Consider the following 15,127-nt stretch of genomic DNA (forward strand, 5'->3'; position numbering starts at 1 on the left):
TCCTGTTCTGCCTTAAGTCTGGCTGCTTCTTCTGCCGCCTTTCTTTCCTGTTCTGCCTTAAGTCTGGCTGCTTCTTCTGCCGCCTTTCTTTCCTGCTCTGCCTTAAGTCGAACAGCTTCTTCGTTTTCCTTTTTGGCTGCCTCAGCTCGCGCAAGCGCCTTCTGTCTCGCCTGTTCACGCTGCTTTTCCTGTATACGTTTGGCCTCTTCTTCTTTCTCCAGCAAACCGCCCATCGCTTTGGCCGACGTCTCTGGTTCCGGCGGGGCAATAAATGGTTTTACAGCATCAAAATCAACACTCACCGGATCCTGTTCTTGCAAAATATGATCCCATGAGTGTGACTGTGTTTCCATTTCCTCCGCCATAACAGATAACGACTTGTCCTGCGATTCATTTGCAGTGCCCTTATCTGTAGCAGATATATCCTCGTATTCTTTTATTTGACGACAAAACTCAAGACTATCCTCGATTTCGTTCTTATCGTACATACTGTTCCCCATTTCTGCTCGTTATTAAAGCCTAAGTGTTCTACTTTCCTAACATAGAAGAATTACTGAGGCATTTCCAAACTGATCGCCCCTAACTTTCCTGCTCGGAAATCGTCAATCAGGCATTTGGCAGCCTTATCCAGATCAAATTCTCCACCAGCCTTCAAACATCCTCTTTTCTCTGCTATCTGCTTCAATGTCTCTTCACTGGTCTTTTCCTCTGCTATTCCATAAAAGTTACTGACAGCATTCGGATAATTCTCCCGCAAATACTGAAGCAGTAAAACGCTTAATTCGTAAATATTATATAACTCATCCTTAATGGATCCAATATAGGCCAGGCGTAATCCAACTTCCTGATCTTCGAACTTAGGCCAAAGGATACCCGGCGTATCTAACAGCTCCTCCATCTTATTCAAACGAATCCACTGCTTTCCTTTTGTAACACCCGGTTTATTACCTGTTTTGGTACAAGCTTTACCGGCAAAGCTGTTAATAAAAGTTGATTTTCCAACGTTTGGTATTCCCACGATCATCGCGCGGATCGGACGATTCAAAATACCGCGTCTCCGATCTCTTTCTATTTTTTCTTTACACGCTGCCTGAATAACATTATGAACAGCTTTCACACCTTTTCCATTCTTGGAATTCACTTTCGCTACAAAATAACCCTTTTGCTCATAATACTGCACCCACTGGTCTGTCCGCACCGGATCTGCCAGATCATATTTATTCATCAACAGTATACGTGATTTTCCATTTGCCAACTGATCAATGTCTGGATTCTTGCTGCTATATGGCACTCTCGAATCTACCAACTCAATAATAACATCGATCAGTTTTATGTCTTCCTGCATTGCACGTTTCGCCTTAGTCATATGACCCGGATACCATTGAAACTGCATATTTATCCTCCATTTCAAACTACGTACTAATTTGCCGCAGCACTCGCTGTCGGACTTGCCGACGGATCTGCGTGTTTCTGTTCAAATCCATTGATCCTGTTTACCAACGTAAAATGATTGGTACGGATCCATGCCTTACCAACAATATTTTCCGACATAACATTACCGACATTTGCATTGCGGCTGTCTTCACACTCATTACGATTGTCACAAAGCATAAAGTACTCTCCTTCTGAAAGGGTAAACTCTTCCAGTGCAAGTCCACCATTTTCCATGGTCGGAAATCTATACTTCTCCTTTAACTTATCGCCATCAATATACACTTCCCCATCTTTGATCTGAACCTTTTCTCCAGGCAAACCGATCACACGCTCCACAGTATAATAATTATGCTGCGCTCCATTGTGTTTAACAACCACAACGTCATTTCGTCTAACCTTGTGCAGACGATAACACATCTTATTGATCAGGATCTCATCCCCATCTTTCAAGGTAGGACTCATATATTTCCCGGATACCGTCATTTTTTCCAGGCCAAAATGGGTAATTGCATATGCCACAAATAATACTACGCCTATTTCTAAAGCACACAGTAAAACACGAAGAAATATTTCTTTTCTCTTTTTGCTGTGATCTTCTAAATCAAAGTCATATTTCATATCCGTTCTCCATTTATAAACAGTATGCCTGCAGTGCTCTGATCGCATGCTTGCTGATCAAACATTTATAATGCTCTTTGCAATACTGCTCCATATAAGGACGTGGTGAGCAAATTGTTCCATAATCCGACAATCTGCGACATAAATACTGATACTCGTCCATCTTTAATTTTCCCTTTTTGATCAGCAGATAATATATTCCACTGTTCTGATCTCGAAACAACTTGCTATTAATATTCTTTTTGGTATAAAAATCTGCAGCAAACTGCTCCAATCCATCCAAATTGTCAAAGGAATACACCTTTGCCGAACTTATCAAGCTTTTCTCCTTATCCCGCCTTATCTTAGCAAGATCCTTCATATGCTTTTGATAATTCTCTTTATCGGCATCTACCGTGTTTTTCTTTTGAAATAAATCCATATTTTCGCTGGTATGTATCGCTGCCTGATCGTCCACATCAGGTATCTCGCCATTCTTGAGTCCTTCTACAATAGCTTCTGCGGTCTCATCATCAATAGATCCGGCAAGATGTCGGATTTGATTCAGCATATTATTCATTCCCTCCGGACTTTGATCAGAAAATGTAATGATCAGGGAATTATCAGGCATACGCATCAATTGCATGGAAACAACGCCGCCTTCAACTTCATAGCCGACTTCTTCCTCTGCTCGTTCTACCAACTGCTCCAAAAACTCACGTGCTTTGTCCTGATCCGTGAAGAAATCCTCGATCTTAAATCCATATTCCTCCATTTCCTCTTCGGACATACGACACTGCACTGTATTCTTATCAATTCTACGAAAATTCAAAACTATCCCTCATTTCTTTGCAAAAATACTATCAGTATAGTCCTCATTATCTTAATCCTAAATGAGCAATCTGTCAAATATGAGGTGTGTTTCTATTGTTTGGATTATGCACCAATGCCAAAATAAACCAAAACAAGAATTCCTAATACGATACGATACCACCCAAACGGCTTAAAATCATGCTTTCGAATATAATCCATTAAGAAACGAATAACGAGCACGGATACCAAAAATGCGGTAAACATTCCCAATAACAGCATCCCTAATTCATAACCGGAAAAATGTAGTCCAAAATGCATCACTTTCATCAAACTAGCACCAAACATGACCGGAATCGCCAAGAAGAATGTAAACTCCGCCGCTACGGTACGGGAAAGTCCGATCACTAAACCACCGATGATCGTTGCACCGGATCTGGATGTTCCCGGGAATAATGCCGCAATCAACTGAAACATACCGATCATAAATGCGGCGCGATACGTAATCTGTGCGATGGTTGTCACTTTGGCATCACGTTCCTTGTTCCAGCGTTCTACGATCAAAAACACGATACCAACCAATATCAACATTAATGCAACCACTTGATAATGATAAAAGGCTGCTTCTAATTGATCTCCCCACACCAGCTCAACTACTGCTGCCGGCACACAGGCAACAATAATCTTAAACCACATCGAAAATGTATCCTTTTTAATATAACCTTTTTCCTTGCTGCAAAATGGCCATAGCTGATTCCAAAACATTAATACAACAGCTAAGATCGCTCCCAACTGTATGACAACCAGATACATCTCCCAAAAATCGGAAGATACCTTCATCGGCATGATTTTCTCTAATAAGATCATATGTCCGGTACTACTGATTGGAAGCCATTCCGTAATGCCCTCCACAATACCATAAATAATTGTCTTGATCCACTCCATCTTTCATCCTCTTTTCTTTTTACATTTCACGTTTTGTGATTCCACTCAAACTTCTGAGCAGTCATTGGCGGTTGTTCTCAATTTCTATTTGAATATTCGAAGACTGTAATTTACCGTAAATCTCCTTGCTATTCACAACAGTATTTTCCTTTTAAACAAAAAATGAGACAGAACCTGATCCAAGTTCTGTCTCATTATATCCTATTTTATCATTAAATAGAACCGCTATTCCAAATAATTTAATAATTATTTAGGAATTATTTTACAACCTTTTTTAACTCTTCTGTGAGCTTAGGAACGATCTTATTCAAGTCGCCTACAATACCGTAATCAGCTACGTCAAAGATTGGAGCTGTCTCATCTTTGTTGATTGCAACAATAATGTCAGACTCTTCCATACCTGCTGTATGCTGAATTGCACCGGAAATACCGATTGCAAAATATACGTTAGGACGAACTGTCTTACCAGTCTGTCCAACCTGAAGCTCTTTTGGAAGCCATCCATTATCTACTACGGCACGGGAGCAGCTTACTGTACCACCGATCACATCAGCAAGATCCTGAAGGATCTTGAAGTTCTCAGCACTACCTACACCACGACCACCGGATACGAGGATCTTAGCATCCATAATATCTACGGTATCAGACAATTCTTTAACAACATCCAAGATCTCAACATATTTGTTGTTTGGTGTGAAACCAGGATTGTACTCAATAACCTCAGCCTTAGCACCGGCAATTGGATCAATCTTCTGCATAACACCAGGACGAACAGTTGCCATCTGAGGACGGTTGTCCGGGCAAGCGATTGTTGCGATTGTGTTACCACCAAATGCAGGACGTGTCATAAGAAGCTGGTTATGCTTCTGCTCCTGATTTGGAACTGGATTGATTGGAAAATCACCAATCTCAAGTACAGTACAGTCAGCAGTAAGACCTGTTGCAACACGTGCAGAAACACGAGGACCAAGATCACGACCAATTGCTGTTGCACCAACCAAAACGATTTCCGGCTTATACTCATTGATGACAGAAGCTAATGCATGCGCATATGGCTCTGTTCTATACTCTTTCAGCTCAGGATCATCTACAACGATAACCTTATCTGCGCCGTACTCTGCCAACTGATCTACAAGACCTTTTACACCAGAACCGATCAGAACTGCTGTAACATCTGTGCTCAAATCAGCTGCTAACTCTTTTGCTTTACCAAGCAATTCAAAAGCGATACCGCTTAATTCGTTGTCTACCTGCTGTGCAAAGACATAGACACCCTTATATTCTTCTAAACCCATTTTAGTCACCACTTTTCCTTATTATTGTTAGATTACATGCTTCTCTTTTAACTTGCTCATGATGTAAGATACTGCCTCATCCGGAGAATCTGGAGTAACTTTCTCACCAGCACCCTTTTTAACCTTATCGGATGCTTTCGCAATCTTAGTTGGTGAACCCTTCAAACCTAAGTTAGAGTCATCAACATCTTTCAAATCAGCTCTGCCCCAAACAGTGATCTCCTTATCAAATGCATCGAAGATTCCGCCAGGAGTCATGTAACGTGGCTCGTTCAACTCAGAAAGAGCTGTTACGAGACAAGGCATTTTAGCCTTTAATACATGATATCTATCATCGTACTGACGCTCAACAATAACGCTGTCACCTTCTACCTTAATATCCTTTGCATAGGAAATTACTGGAATATCCAAATGCTCAGAAATCTGTGGTCCTACCTGAGCGGTATCACCATCAATAGCCTGACGACCTGTGATGATCAAATCATAATCAATGTTTCTAAGAGCACCTGCGATCGTTGTAGAAGTAGCCCAAGTATCAGCACCACCAAGTACACGATCTGTTACCAAAATACCGTTATCTGCGCCCATAGCCATTGCTTCACGAAGAACTTCCTCAGCCTTTGGAAGACCCATGGTCAATACAGTAACCTCTGCTCCTGTTTCATCTTTAATTCTAAGTGCTGCTTCCAAACCTGCTTTATCATCAGGGTTCATGATGGCAAGCATTGCACCTCTGTCCAGTGTACCATCTGGATTAAACTTTACTCCGCCTTTGGTATCTGGAACCTGCTTTATACATACTACAATTTTCACGGCAATGTCACTCCTTGTCTTATATAATTTGCAATTATCAGTTCTTACTTCAAAAGAGCACCAGAGATTACCATACGCTGAACTTCAGAAGTTCCCTCGTAAATCTCTGTGATCTTAGCATCACGCATCATACGCTCTACATCGTACTCTCTGATATAACCATATCCACCGAACAACTGTACACACTTTGTAGTAACTTCCATTGCTACCTCTGCTGCGAACAATTTTGCCATAGCAGCCTCTACAGAGTAAGAAACTCTAGCGCCATCAGCAAACTGCTGTTTCTTAAGTGCAGCCTTGTATACAAGATTCTTAGCAGCCTCTACCTTTGTTGCCATATTAGCAAGCTGGAACTGTGTATTCTGCTGCTGAGCGATTGTACGGCCAAACTGTTTTCTTTCCTTTGTGTACTCGATTGTTCTCTCCAGTGCACCCTCTGCAAGACCAAGTGCCTGGGAAGCGATACCAATACGACCACCATCCAAAGTATGCATTGCAATTGGGAATCCTTTTCCTCTTACACCGAGCATAGAATCTGCAGGGATTCTGCAATCCTCGAAGATCAACTCATATGTGGATGAACCACGGATACCCATTTTCTTCTCTTTTGTACCGAAGGAGAATCCAGGTGTTCCCTTCTCTACGATAAATGCAGAGAATTTCTTAACTTTTCTGCCTCTCTTGTCTTCGATAACATCTGTATAAGCAATGATGATATAAACATCAGCAACTTTACCGTTTGTAATGAAGCACTTAGAACCATTTAAGATCCACTCACCAGTTGCTTCATCCTGAACAGCCTTTGTCTGAACACCCTGAGCATCTGTACCTGCGCCCGGCTCAGTAAGACCGAAAGCACCAAGTTTTTTGCCACTGCAGAGATCCGGAAGGAATTTCTGCTTCTGATCTTCTGTTCCATAAGTAAGGATCGGATCAACGCAAAGAGAAGTATGCGCGGATACAACAACACCTGTTGTACCACAAACCTTAGACAACTCCTCTACACACATAATGTATGTTAAAATGTCAGCGCCCTGTCCGCCGTACTCCTTAGGAACCGGAATTCCTAAGAATCCGCTCTTACCCATCTTATCAACCGTTAACTGTGGGAATGCTTCTGTCTCATCTGTTTCCTGAGCCAGAGGCTTAACTTCATTTTCAGCGAAATCTTTGAATAACTGTCTCGCCATCTCATGCTGTTTACTTAATGTAAAATCCATGATTTCTTTTACCACCTTTCATGTCATATTTATTGTGTGCTGTTTCAGACACATATTTTATTTTTAATGTTCTGCCAAAACAACTTGTTCTGACAGAACACTAAAAAATGTGAACTCATTTCAGAATTGATTACAGCGCATCAACCGGTGTCTTTGTACGGTCAGCATTGTATACATAGAATCCTTTACCACTCTTAACACCAAGGTTACCGCCACGTACCATCTTACGAAGAAGTGGGCATGCACGATACTTGCTGTCACCAGTCTCATTGTAAAGTACATCCATGATAGCTAAGCAGATATCAAGACCTACGAAATCACCTAACTCCAATGGTCCCATTGGATGATTTGCACCAAGCTTCATAGCTGCATCGATACCAGCGATGTCAGATACACCTTCCATCTTAATGAAAGCTGCTTCGTTGATCATTGGGATAAGGATACGGTTTACTACGAAACCAGCAGCCTCATTAACCTGTACAGGAGTCTTTCCAATGTTCTCAGAAATCTTCTTGATTGTCTCAACTGTCTCAGCTGGTGTATTAACACCTGCAATAACCTCGATCAGCTTCATGCGGTCTGCCGGGTTAAAGAAATGCATACCTACCATCGGACGAGTTAAACCATTACCAATCTCTGTAATAGAAAGACTGGATGTATTAGAAGCAAATACACACTCAGGCTTAGCAATCTTGTCAAGCTCAGCGAATGTTGTCTTCTTAACCTGCATATCTTCAAATGCAGCTTCTACGATAAGATCGCAGTCAGCACAAAGGTTTTCTTTCAAGCCCGGTGTGATTCTGCCAAGGATAGCATCTACAGCGTCCTGTGTCATCTTACCCTTCTGTACCAATCTGTCATAGCCTTTAGCGATCTTCTCTTTACCGCCATCAGCCCACTCCTGCTTAATGTCGCAGAGAGCTACCTCATATCCTTCATTCTGAGCAAATGCCTTAGCAATGCCCTGTCCCATAGTACCAGCACCAATAACGCCTACTTTCATGATATTACCTCCATATTTTAATTAATTTTTTGGGGAAACGGATGAAAATCCGCTTTGACTATAGTAAAGTGCCAAGGGATGATCACTCATCCCATGACACCCACCAATTCGATTTTAACAGTTTTTGAAAGGAACAACTTTAACTTTCTGATCCTTTGGAGCTAAGAAATTGCCCATTCCAGCTTTCTGATCTTCTGTCTCAAAGCAGTCACCAAATAACTTTTCTTCAATCTCAACAGCTTTGTCGATAGATACCTGAAGACCTTCGTTGATTGCTTTCTTGCAATTACGAACAGCGATCGGAGCCTGTTTTGCAATACCTGCAGCCATCTTCTGTGCTGCCGGGAGAAGCTCCTCTAATGGATATACCGCATTTACAAGACCAATGCGATATGCCTCGTCAGCCTTAATATTTCTTGCTGTATAGATCAACTGCTTAGCCATTCCAGGACTTACCAAACGAGCCAGTCTCTGTGTTCCACCAAATCCAGGTGTAATACCAAGACCAGCTTCAGGCTGTCCAAATACAGCATTCTCAGAGCAGATACGAATATCGCAGCTCATAGAGATCTCGCATCCGCCACCAAGTGCGAATCCGTTTACTGCAGCGATCACAGGGATTGGGAAATGCTCTAACTTAAGGAATACATCATTTCCCTTCTTACCAAACGCCTCACCCTCGGCCTTTGTGAGTGTACTCATCTCTCCGATGTCAGCACCTGCAACAAATGATTTCTCACCTGCTCCGGTAAGGATCAAGCAGCGAACTGTATCCAGATCAACTGCATCTAATGTAGCATTCAGCTCGTCCAACACCTGGCTGTTCAAAGCATTCAATGCCTTTGGACGATTGATTGTAATGGTTCCTACTGCACCATCTACTTCATATAAAATAAAATCCATGATTATGTCTCCTTTATGTGATTACTTTATCAACCGCGATCTGTGAATTACTCTTTCTCAACGATTGTTGAGCAACCCATTCCACCACCGATACAAAGTGTTGCAAGACCCTTCTGACCTTTCTCCATCTGATGCAGAAGTGTAACAAGGATACGGCAGCCTGATGCTCCAACCGGATGACCAAGTGCAATTGCTCCACCTTTCTTATTAACTTTAGACATATCGAACTTAAGATCCTTAGCAACTGCTACAGACTGTGCTGCAAATGCCTCATTTGCCTCGATAATATCCATATCATCAATTGTAAGACCTGTTTTCTTCAAAAGCTTGTTCGTAGATGCAACCGGTCCAACACCCATGATAGATGGATCAACACCGCCCAATGCACCGCCAATAAATGTTGCCATTGGAGTAACACCAAGTTCTTTTGCTTTCTCTTCGCTCATTACAACGATTGCTGCAGCACCATCATTGATACCGGAAGCGTTACCAGCTGTAACGACACCGCCCTCTTTACCGGAGCAGCATTTCAGCTTGCTAAGGCTCTCTGCTGTTGTTCCAGCACGAGGTCCCTCATCCTTAGAGAAGATGATTGGCTCTTTTGTCTTTCTATCTACACCTGTCTGAACAGGTACGATCTCTGCATCAAATCCGCCTGCAGCAATTGCAGCTTCACATTTCTGCTGACTGCTTGCAGCAAACTCATCTAACTCTTCACGAGTAAGATTCCACTGATCAGCAACATTCTCAGCTGTGATCATCATATGATACTGATTGAATGCATCCCAAAGTGCATCATTTACCATGGTATCTACTAACTTACCGTTGTTCATACGGTATCCGAAACGGCCCTGCATCATAGCATATGGTGCCATCGACATATTCTCCATACCACCAGCAACAACGATGTCAGCATCTCCTGCTTCGATCATCTGAGCTGCCATATTTACACAGTTCAAACCAGAACCACATACGACATTTACTGTAACTGCCGGTGTCTCAATAGGAAGACCTGCCTTAATAGATGCCTGGCGTGCTACGTTCTGTCCAAGACCTGCCTGGATTACACAACCCATATATACATGATCAACTTCTTCCTTTGGAACTCCTGCTCTCTTAAGAGCTTCTTCGATAACGATAGAACCTAACACTGGTGCCGGAGTCTTGCTCAATCCTCCACCCATTTTACCGATTGCAGTACGACATGCGCCTGCCAAAACAACTTTCTTTGCCATAACTAAATCCTCCTTATTTGATATGTGCAGAACAATCCATACAATATATAGCGTTCCATATGCACTCTTTGCCTCTATGATATATCAAATTGAAATAATTAGCAAGCATTTTTCTTTCATTGTTTGTGGAATTCCGACAAAATTTGTCAGCAAAGATTTCTCTGCGATTTGTTGCGAATAAAATGATTTCGTGCTATTTTATTAGATAAGAGTTTTACATAGGATCTGAAATTTTTTCTACACTTTCGGATCCCCAATTCAAAACAGATATGGAGGAGAAAGAATATGAACTTTCAAACAATGTACAACGAAAAGCTAACTTCCGCAGAAGATGCGGTCAAAGTCGTCAATTCCGGCGACTGGGTTGATTACGGATGGTGCACGGGTACGCCGGTAGCCTTGGATGCTGCTATGGCAAAACGTCTTCCGGAATTGACTGATGTAAACTTCAGAGGCGGTATTTTAATGCACGTTCCGGAGATTTTCAAAATTGACTCTCCTGCACAGCATATGACTTGGAATTCTTGGCATATGGGCGGCATCGAACGTAAAGCAATCGCACAAAATTTCTCATTTTATAATCCGATCCGTTACTCCGAGCTGCCGCGTTATTACCGCGACTCCGCTACCCCTTCCCGTGTAGCAATGTTTCAGGTAGCTCCAATGGACAAACACGGCTATTTCAATTTTGGACCAAACGCCTCTCATATGGCTGCTGTCTGTGAGCGCGCAGAGATTATTATCGTGGAAGTTAATGAAAATATGCCTCGCTGCTTAGGTGGATTTGAAGAGGGAATCCATATCAGTCAAGTGGCCATGATCGTAGAAGGCTCCAATCCGGCTATTGATGCAATGGGCGCTGCTGCTCCTGCTACAGAAGTAGATGAAGCTGTTGCAAAATATATCGTAGATGAAATTCCAGACGGTGCCTGCCTGCAGCTCGGTATCGGCGGCATGCCAAATGCAGTCGGTTCTCTCATTGCTAAGTCCGACCTTAAGGATCTTGGTGTACACACAGAAATGTATGTAGATGCCTTTGTGGATATTGCGAAAGCCGGCAAGATCACCGGCATGAACAAGAGCATTGATAAAGGCCGTCAGGTATATGCTTTCGGTGCCGGAACGCAAAAATTATATGACTACTTAGACGAAAACCCTCAGTGCATGAGTGCCCCGGTCAATTATACCAATGACATCCGTTCCATTTCCGCATTGGATAATTTCATTTCCATTAATAATGCAGTGGATATTGACTTGTACGGACAGATCAACGCTGAGAGCGCAGGAACCAAACAGATCAGCGGTGCAGGCGGACAGTTAGACTTTGTATTAGGCGCTTACCTTTCCAACGGTGGTAAATCCTTCATTTGCATGTCTTCTACTTTCACTGCTAAGGATGGCACCGTAAATTCCAGAATCCGTCCTACTTTGGCGAATGGTTCTATTGTAACAGATACACGTGCCAATGTTCATTACTTCGTAACCGAATATGGTATTGTTAATCTCAAAGGACTTTCCTCCTGGCAGAAAGCAGAAGCCATTATTTCCGTGGCTCATCCTGATTTCCGCGACCAGTTGATCGCAGAGGCAGAACAGATGAAGATTTGGAAACAGAGCAATAAACGCTAAGCGGAGCATTTATAAAAAAACAGCCGAAGATGGATAACGTCCCTACAAAAAACGGACGTTATCCATCTTATTTTTAAAAGTGAAATCAAAATACCTGAACAAAAAGGACCGCAAAATACTCTCCTAACAAAAAAACGCTTAAACCGTAATGTTTAAGCGTTTTTTATGGCTAAATCCTTAAGCTTCTTTTTTTGCTGTCAGAATTATTAAGCTTCTTTTTTGCTGTCAGTTTTTGCCTGAAATTTTTCATTAACGATCACAAAGCGCTCATGTACGCCTTCGCCGATCAGCCCTTTTGTATCATAAGCCTTTACTGTAAATACCAGTCTTCTTCCATCTACCTCTGTCAGTTCTGTCTCGCATGTGATCTCCATACCAACCGGTGAAGCGGAAACGTGTTTCACATTCATTAATGTTCCTACCGTTCCCATGCCATCCTCTAATTCTGCTGTAACACTTTTGTAAGCAGTCTCTTCCATCAATGCGATCATCGCAGGCGTTGCATAAACAGCAAGCTCACCGCTTCCCATCTCTTTTGCCGTAAGTTTCTCCGTCACTACCTGACGTCCGGTTCCCTTAATTCCTTTTTCTAACATTGTATCCTCTCTTTCTGTTTAATGTACTCTATCCTCACTATATTGTCGACTGCCCTGTGCCAAAATTTCATTTGTCAATGCATTACCATTTATCTTACACCGGACATTCCGACAGCACAGCAAAAACGCGTTTTGATGCTAGTTTTCAAATTCCACGACTACATAATAACCGCGGTCATTGTGGGTTACGTCCTTTACAATACCATCTCTGCTCTGTATCCTCTCATTTACCTTAAAACAGCCGGACATAGCAACAGCAGGCTCTATGATATAGGAATAATTCAGTGCTGTCTTTTTTTCACTGACATGCACTGCATCCCCTGCTTTCACCAGACCGGGACGTTCCATCTTAAACGTCATCTCCCGCATACCACTTCCTCCTTTTAACTCTTACGTATAAATTCTGTCCGACATTGCGGACACGTGATCGCAATCTTTCCTTTTCCTCTCGGCACACGAATCCGCTGCTTACAGGATGGGCATTTGTAAATACGATTCTCGCGCCGATCCTTGATGCGAGAACAAAACTTCTGCCAACGCTTACGGAATATACCCGCAAACATCAAATATTGTTCATTTTCGCGGTACCGCTTTGTGCAATTTCGTGACATTATACGGTAATCGACGTAGAACACTAAAAATAATGCAACACCCATCAACAGCGCACTAACTACCCGAATTGATATTATATTTCCGATAATATACATCGGAATAGCTACAATAAACAGAAACTCTGAATATTGATCCACTATCCCATAACGCCCTTGCATAAATCTTCTGATGCGTTCTTTTAATCTCATCTTGTATCCTCCATCTTCTATATCCAATAAATCCTGTCCTGCATACACAGCGCAGAAATTCATAGAATATTTGACGATAAGCCGTCCTGCGATTCTTAATTGCGAATCTTAAAACCACTTATAAGTCTAAAGGATCGTATAAATAATTCAATAGCTCTAATTATAAAATATTCTTAAAATTCTATAAAACTCCGTCACTTCGTTTCGAAGGAAAACTCCTGCAACAAATGAATTTCATTATCCATCGGCTGATACTTCACGTGCAGTACATCTCCGGCACTAATACGTATCAACGATTCATCTTCTTTGAACGCCTGTTTATATACCTGATGATTCGTATCTTTGATATATACCATAGTTCCATCATCCGAATCAATATACTCCACACTCTGCACAGTGATCGTATCCTCTTTCAGATCATTTTCCTCGGTTTCCAGCTTTCCATCGGAAGCTAGGAGCGTCTTATACTCTTCAAACACTTTTGTCTGAGATGTCGCTGTTGCAACAATATTGTACTGCTCCACATTAACCATCGCATACAATTTAACCAATCCACCGGCGTCCTTAAGAACCATAATATACGTTGGAGTACCCGACACATTGATCAGGCTTGGAAAAGATGCCTTATAGCCTTTTTCCTGCACCTCTCCCTCTGCAGCAGACATAGCAGAATGTTCTTCCGCACCGGACACCTGATAATATCTCGCCTCCGAGGTACGCTGATTCATCATCACAAATCCAATATTAGACTGATCCCCATTTGCCGATGTAACACCGGTATATACCCACACATCATCGCCAATGATCTTATATCCAAAATCATCCGTTGCCTGCTTACAGCCTTTCTGCCCGATAATACTGTTAATATATCCACCAGACAGCATACCATGCCAATTATACTTTTTCGTAAGCAGATGTCCATCATATACACTATCCACCCAAGATGGACAATCTCCAATCGCATAATATTGGCACTCACCATCGATTGGATCACAAATGATCACACCATTCACATCTATGCCGCCAAACAATCCAACTCTTGCTGTCATTGTCGGACAAATATAATATGGATTTCCAGCATCATCCACCTCAAATTTATATCCGCTAATGATCTTGGTTGGATAAGTAAGCTGCACATGACGCTGCAGATTATAATTAAAATATGCCGAGGGAACATATTTCATCGGCTTTGTCAATTTCACATACTTAGCCTCTGAATTCACCGGATTAACCTGTACATATCCCGGCACACCACTGTTTCGATTATTCCACCATTTGAAGAAACTCGCGTACTTCAATCCCGAAACTTTCATCGGCTGTCCTTTAATGCTGATCTGCGTATAATCCGCTTCGATCTCGTACTGGCTGACCACATCCGACAAAGAACCAATCTTACGATTGCCAAATATCCTTGCACTCTCCGTATCCATCAATGCAATGTCTGTAACTTGATCAGACTGCTCTATATCCTCCGTAAATTCCCGTTTATCTACCGGAAGCAGGTTTGCATAGGCACGTGAACGAAATAGCGTAGCGCCTAACGCCGAACCAACGATCAGCACACCAACACATACGATAACCAATACACTGCAAAGCTTCGCAAACCACGAAAATTCCTTGATCGACGGTTTCTTAGACAATCTTCCAACCATCTGAGAAATGGATGATTTTGCTCCCAGAATGATCGCCAACGACAAAAAAACAACGATCAATGTTGTCCAAAAAATCTCCAAATGTATATTGATCGCCGGGAAATAGGCATAATAAAACCCACCGATCACTGCTGCAAAAATAACAAACAAGGCAATTCTCACCTTTAATTTCATAATCATCCTCACTTTCTACAA

The 15,127-nt window shown here is 42.1% G+C and carries 16 protein-coding genes; 1 reads left to right on the plus strand and 15 read right to left on the minus strand.

The window, feature by feature from the left end; all coding sequences use genetic code 11:
* The 11 genes from DW981_RS03690 to DW981_RS03740 all read right to left on the minus strand — a co-directional run.
* The coding region (locus DW981_RS03690) for a hypothetical protein (protein WP_347474500.1) at positions 1 to 488 on the minus strand (488 nt) is incomplete at its 3' end.
* A 62-nt stretch (positions 489 to 550) separates the two neighbouring features.
* Positions 551 to 1,393, minus strand: coding sequence for a ribosome biogenesis GTPase YlqF (gene ylqF, locus DW981_RS03695; protein ID WP_022025320.1), 843 nt, complete (start codon positions 1,391 to 1,393; stop codon positions 551 to 553).
* A 26-nt stretch (positions 1,394 to 1,419) separates the two neighbouring features.
* The gene (gene lepB / locus DW981_RS03700; protein WP_182434119.1) at positions 1,420 to 2,052 is read right to left on the minus strand and encodes a signal peptidase I; all 633 of its coding nucleotides are present in this window, start codon (positions 2,050 to 2,052) and stop codon (positions 1,420 to 1,422) included.
* Positions 2,053 to 2,065: 13 nt separating this feature from the next.
* Complete coding sequence (locus DW981_RS03705; protein WP_118506823.1) at positions 2,066 to 2,863, minus strand: adaptor protein MecA; 798 nt, start codon at positions 2,861 to 2,863, stop codon at positions 2,066 to 2,068.
* A gap of 104 nt (positions 2,864 to 2,967) precedes the next feature.
* Positions 2,968 to 3,786 (minus strand): undecaprenyl-diphosphate phosphatase, encoded by an 819-nt coding sequence (locus tag DW981_RS03710; RefSeq protein WP_118506824.1) that lies wholly within the window; start codon positions 3,784 to 3,786, stop codon positions 2,968 to 2,970.
* A 257-nt stretch (positions 3,787 to 4,043) separates the two neighbouring features.
* Positions 4,044 to 5,081: an electron transfer flavoprotein subunit alpha/FixB family protein gene (locus DW981_RS03715; protein ID WP_022025324.1), complete on the minus strand. Its 1,038-nt coding sequence runs from the start codon at positions 5,079 to 5,081 to the stop codon at positions 4,044 to 4,046.
* A 27-nt stretch (positions 5,082 to 5,108) separates the two neighbouring features.
* Positions 5,109 to 5,894 carry an electron transfer flavoprotein subunit beta/FixA family protein gene (locus DW981_RS03720; RefSeq protein WP_022025325.1) on the minus strand — a complete coding sequence of 262 codons (786 nt, stop codon included), beginning with the start codon at positions 5,892 to 5,894 and terminating at the stop codon, positions 5,109 to 5,111.
* Between the two features lie 44 nt (positions 5,895 to 5,938).
* Positions 5,939 to 7,114 (minus strand): acyl-CoA dehydrogenase, encoded by a 1,176-nt coding sequence (locus tag DW981_RS03725; RefSeq protein ID WP_118506825.1) that lies wholly within the window; start codon positions 7,112 to 7,114, stop codon positions 5,939 to 5,941.
* A gap of 130 nt (positions 7,115 to 7,244) precedes the next feature.
* Positions 7,245 to 8,117, minus strand: coding sequence for a 3-hydroxyacyl-CoA dehydrogenase NAD-binding domain-containing protein (locus tag DW981_RS03730; RefSeq protein WP_118506826.1), 873 nt, complete (start codon positions 8,115 to 8,117; stop codon positions 7,245 to 7,247).
* A gap of 114 nt (positions 8,118 to 8,231) precedes the next feature.
* Positions 8,232 to 9,020: an enoyl-CoA hydratase-related protein gene (locus DW981_RS03735; RefSeq protein WP_022025328.1), complete on the minus strand. Its 789-nt coding sequence runs from the start codon at positions 9,018 to 9,020 to the stop codon at positions 8,232 to 8,234.
* 47 nt (positions 9,021 to 9,067) lie between these two features.
* Positions 9,068 to 10,255, minus strand: coding sequence for an acetyl-CoA C-acetyltransferase (locus DW981_RS03740; protein ID WP_118506827.1), 1,188 nt, complete (start codon positions 10,253 to 10,255; stop codon positions 9,068 to 9,070).
* Between the two features lie 285 nt (positions 10,256 to 10,540).
* On the opposite strand from DW981_RS03740, the gene DW981_RS03745 reads away from it, so the two are divergent.
* On the plus strand, positions 10,541 to 11,884 hold the full coding sequence (locus DW981_RS03745; RefSeq protein WP_118506828.1) for a butyryl-CoA:acetate CoA-transferase: 1,344 nt from the start codon (positions 10,541 to 10,543) through the stop codon (positions 11,882 to 11,884).
* A gap of 206 nt (positions 11,885 to 12,090) precedes the next feature.
* Here DW981_RS03745 and DW981_RS03750 read toward each other — a convergent pair whose 3' ends face one another.
* From DW981_RS03750 to DW981_RS03765, 4 genes are all read right to left on the minus strand, one after another.
* Positions 12,091 to 12,480 carry a thioesterase family protein gene (locus tag DW981_RS03750; protein WP_118506829.1) on the minus strand — a complete coding sequence of 130 codons (390 nt, stop codon included), beginning with the start codon at positions 12,478 to 12,480 and terminating at the stop codon, positions 12,091 to 12,093.
* 138 nt (positions 12,481 to 12,618) lie between these two features.
* The gene (locus DW981_RS03755; protein WP_022025333.1) at positions 12,619 to 12,849 is read right to left on the minus strand and encodes a hypothetical protein; all 231 of its coding nucleotides are present in this window, start codon (positions 12,847 to 12,849) and stop codon (positions 12,619 to 12,621) included.
* A 14-nt stretch (positions 12,850 to 12,863) separates the two neighbouring features.
* Positions 12,864 to 13,280, minus strand: coding sequence for a hypothetical protein (locus tag DW981_RS03760; protein WP_022025334.1), 417 nt, complete (start codon positions 13,278 to 13,280; stop codon positions 12,864 to 12,866).
* 194 nt (positions 13,281 to 13,474) lie between these two features.
* Positions 13,475 to 15,106 (minus strand): hypothetical protein, encoded by a 1,632-nt coding sequence (locus DW981_RS03765; RefSeq protein ID WP_118506830.1) that lies wholly within the window; start codon positions 15,104 to 15,106, stop codon positions 13,475 to 13,477.
* Positions 15,107 to 15,127 lie beyond the last annotated feature (21 nt).

The sequence above is a fragment of the Clostridium sp. AM49-4BH genome (assembly GCF_003478335.1).
Taxonomy (GTDB): Bacteria; Bacillota; Clostridia; order Lachnospirales; family Lachnospiraceae; genus Butyribacter.

Bases quoted from the DNA above. Each gene is read 5' to 3' on its own strand.
- DW981_RS03715 (WP_022025324.1), bottom strand. From the start codon at position 5,081: ATGGGTTTAGAAGAATATAAGGGTGTCTATGTCTTTGCACAGCAGGTA.
- DW981_RS03725 (WP_118506825.1), bottom strand. From the start codon at position 7,114: ATGGATTTTACATTAAGTAAACAGCATGAGATGGCGAGACAGTTATTC.
- DW981_RS03735 (WP_022025328.1), bottom strand. From the start codon at position 9,020: ATGGATTTTATTTTATATGAAGTAGATGGTGCAGTAGGAACCATTACA.
- ylqF (WP_022025320.1), bottom strand. From the start codon at position 1,393: ATGCAGTTTCAATGGTATCCGGGTCATATGACTAAGGCGAAACGTGCA.
- DW981_RS03750 (WP_118506829.1), bottom strand. From the start codon at position 12,480: ATGTTAGAAAAAGGAATTAAGGGAACCGGACGTCAGGTAGTGACGGAG.
- DW981_RS03765 (WP_118506830.1), bottom strand. From the start codon at position 15,106: ATGAAATTAAAGGTGAGAATTGCCTTGTTTGTTATTTTTGCAGCAGTG.
- DW981_RS03760 (WP_022025334.1), bottom strand. From the start codon at position 13,280: ATGAGATTAAAAGAACGCATCAGAAGATTTATGCAAGGGCGTTATGGG.
- DW981_RS03755 (WP_022025333.1), bottom strand. From the start codon at position 12,849: ATGCGGGAGATGACGTTTAAGATGGAACGTCCCGGTCTGGTGAAAGCA.
- DW981_RS03745 (WP_118506828.1), top strand. From the start codon at position 10,541: ATGAACTTTCAAACAATGTACAACGAAAAGCTAACTTCCGCAGAAGAT.
- DW981_RS03730 (WP_118506826.1), bottom strand. From the start codon at position 8,117: ATGAAAGTAGGCGTTATTGGTGCTGGTACTATGGGACAGGGCATTGCT.
- DW981_RS03710 (WP_118506824.1), bottom strand. From the start codon at position 3,786: ATGGAGTGGATCAAGACAATTATTTATGGTATTGTGGAGGGCATTACG.
- DW981_RS03740 (WP_118506827.1), bottom strand. From the start codon at position 10,255: ATGGCAAAGAAAGTTGTTTTGGCAGGCGCATGTCGTACTGCAATCGGT.
- lepB (WP_182434119.1), bottom strand. From the start codon at position 2,052: ATGAAATATGACTTTGATTTAGAAGATCACAGCAAAAAGAGAAAAGAA.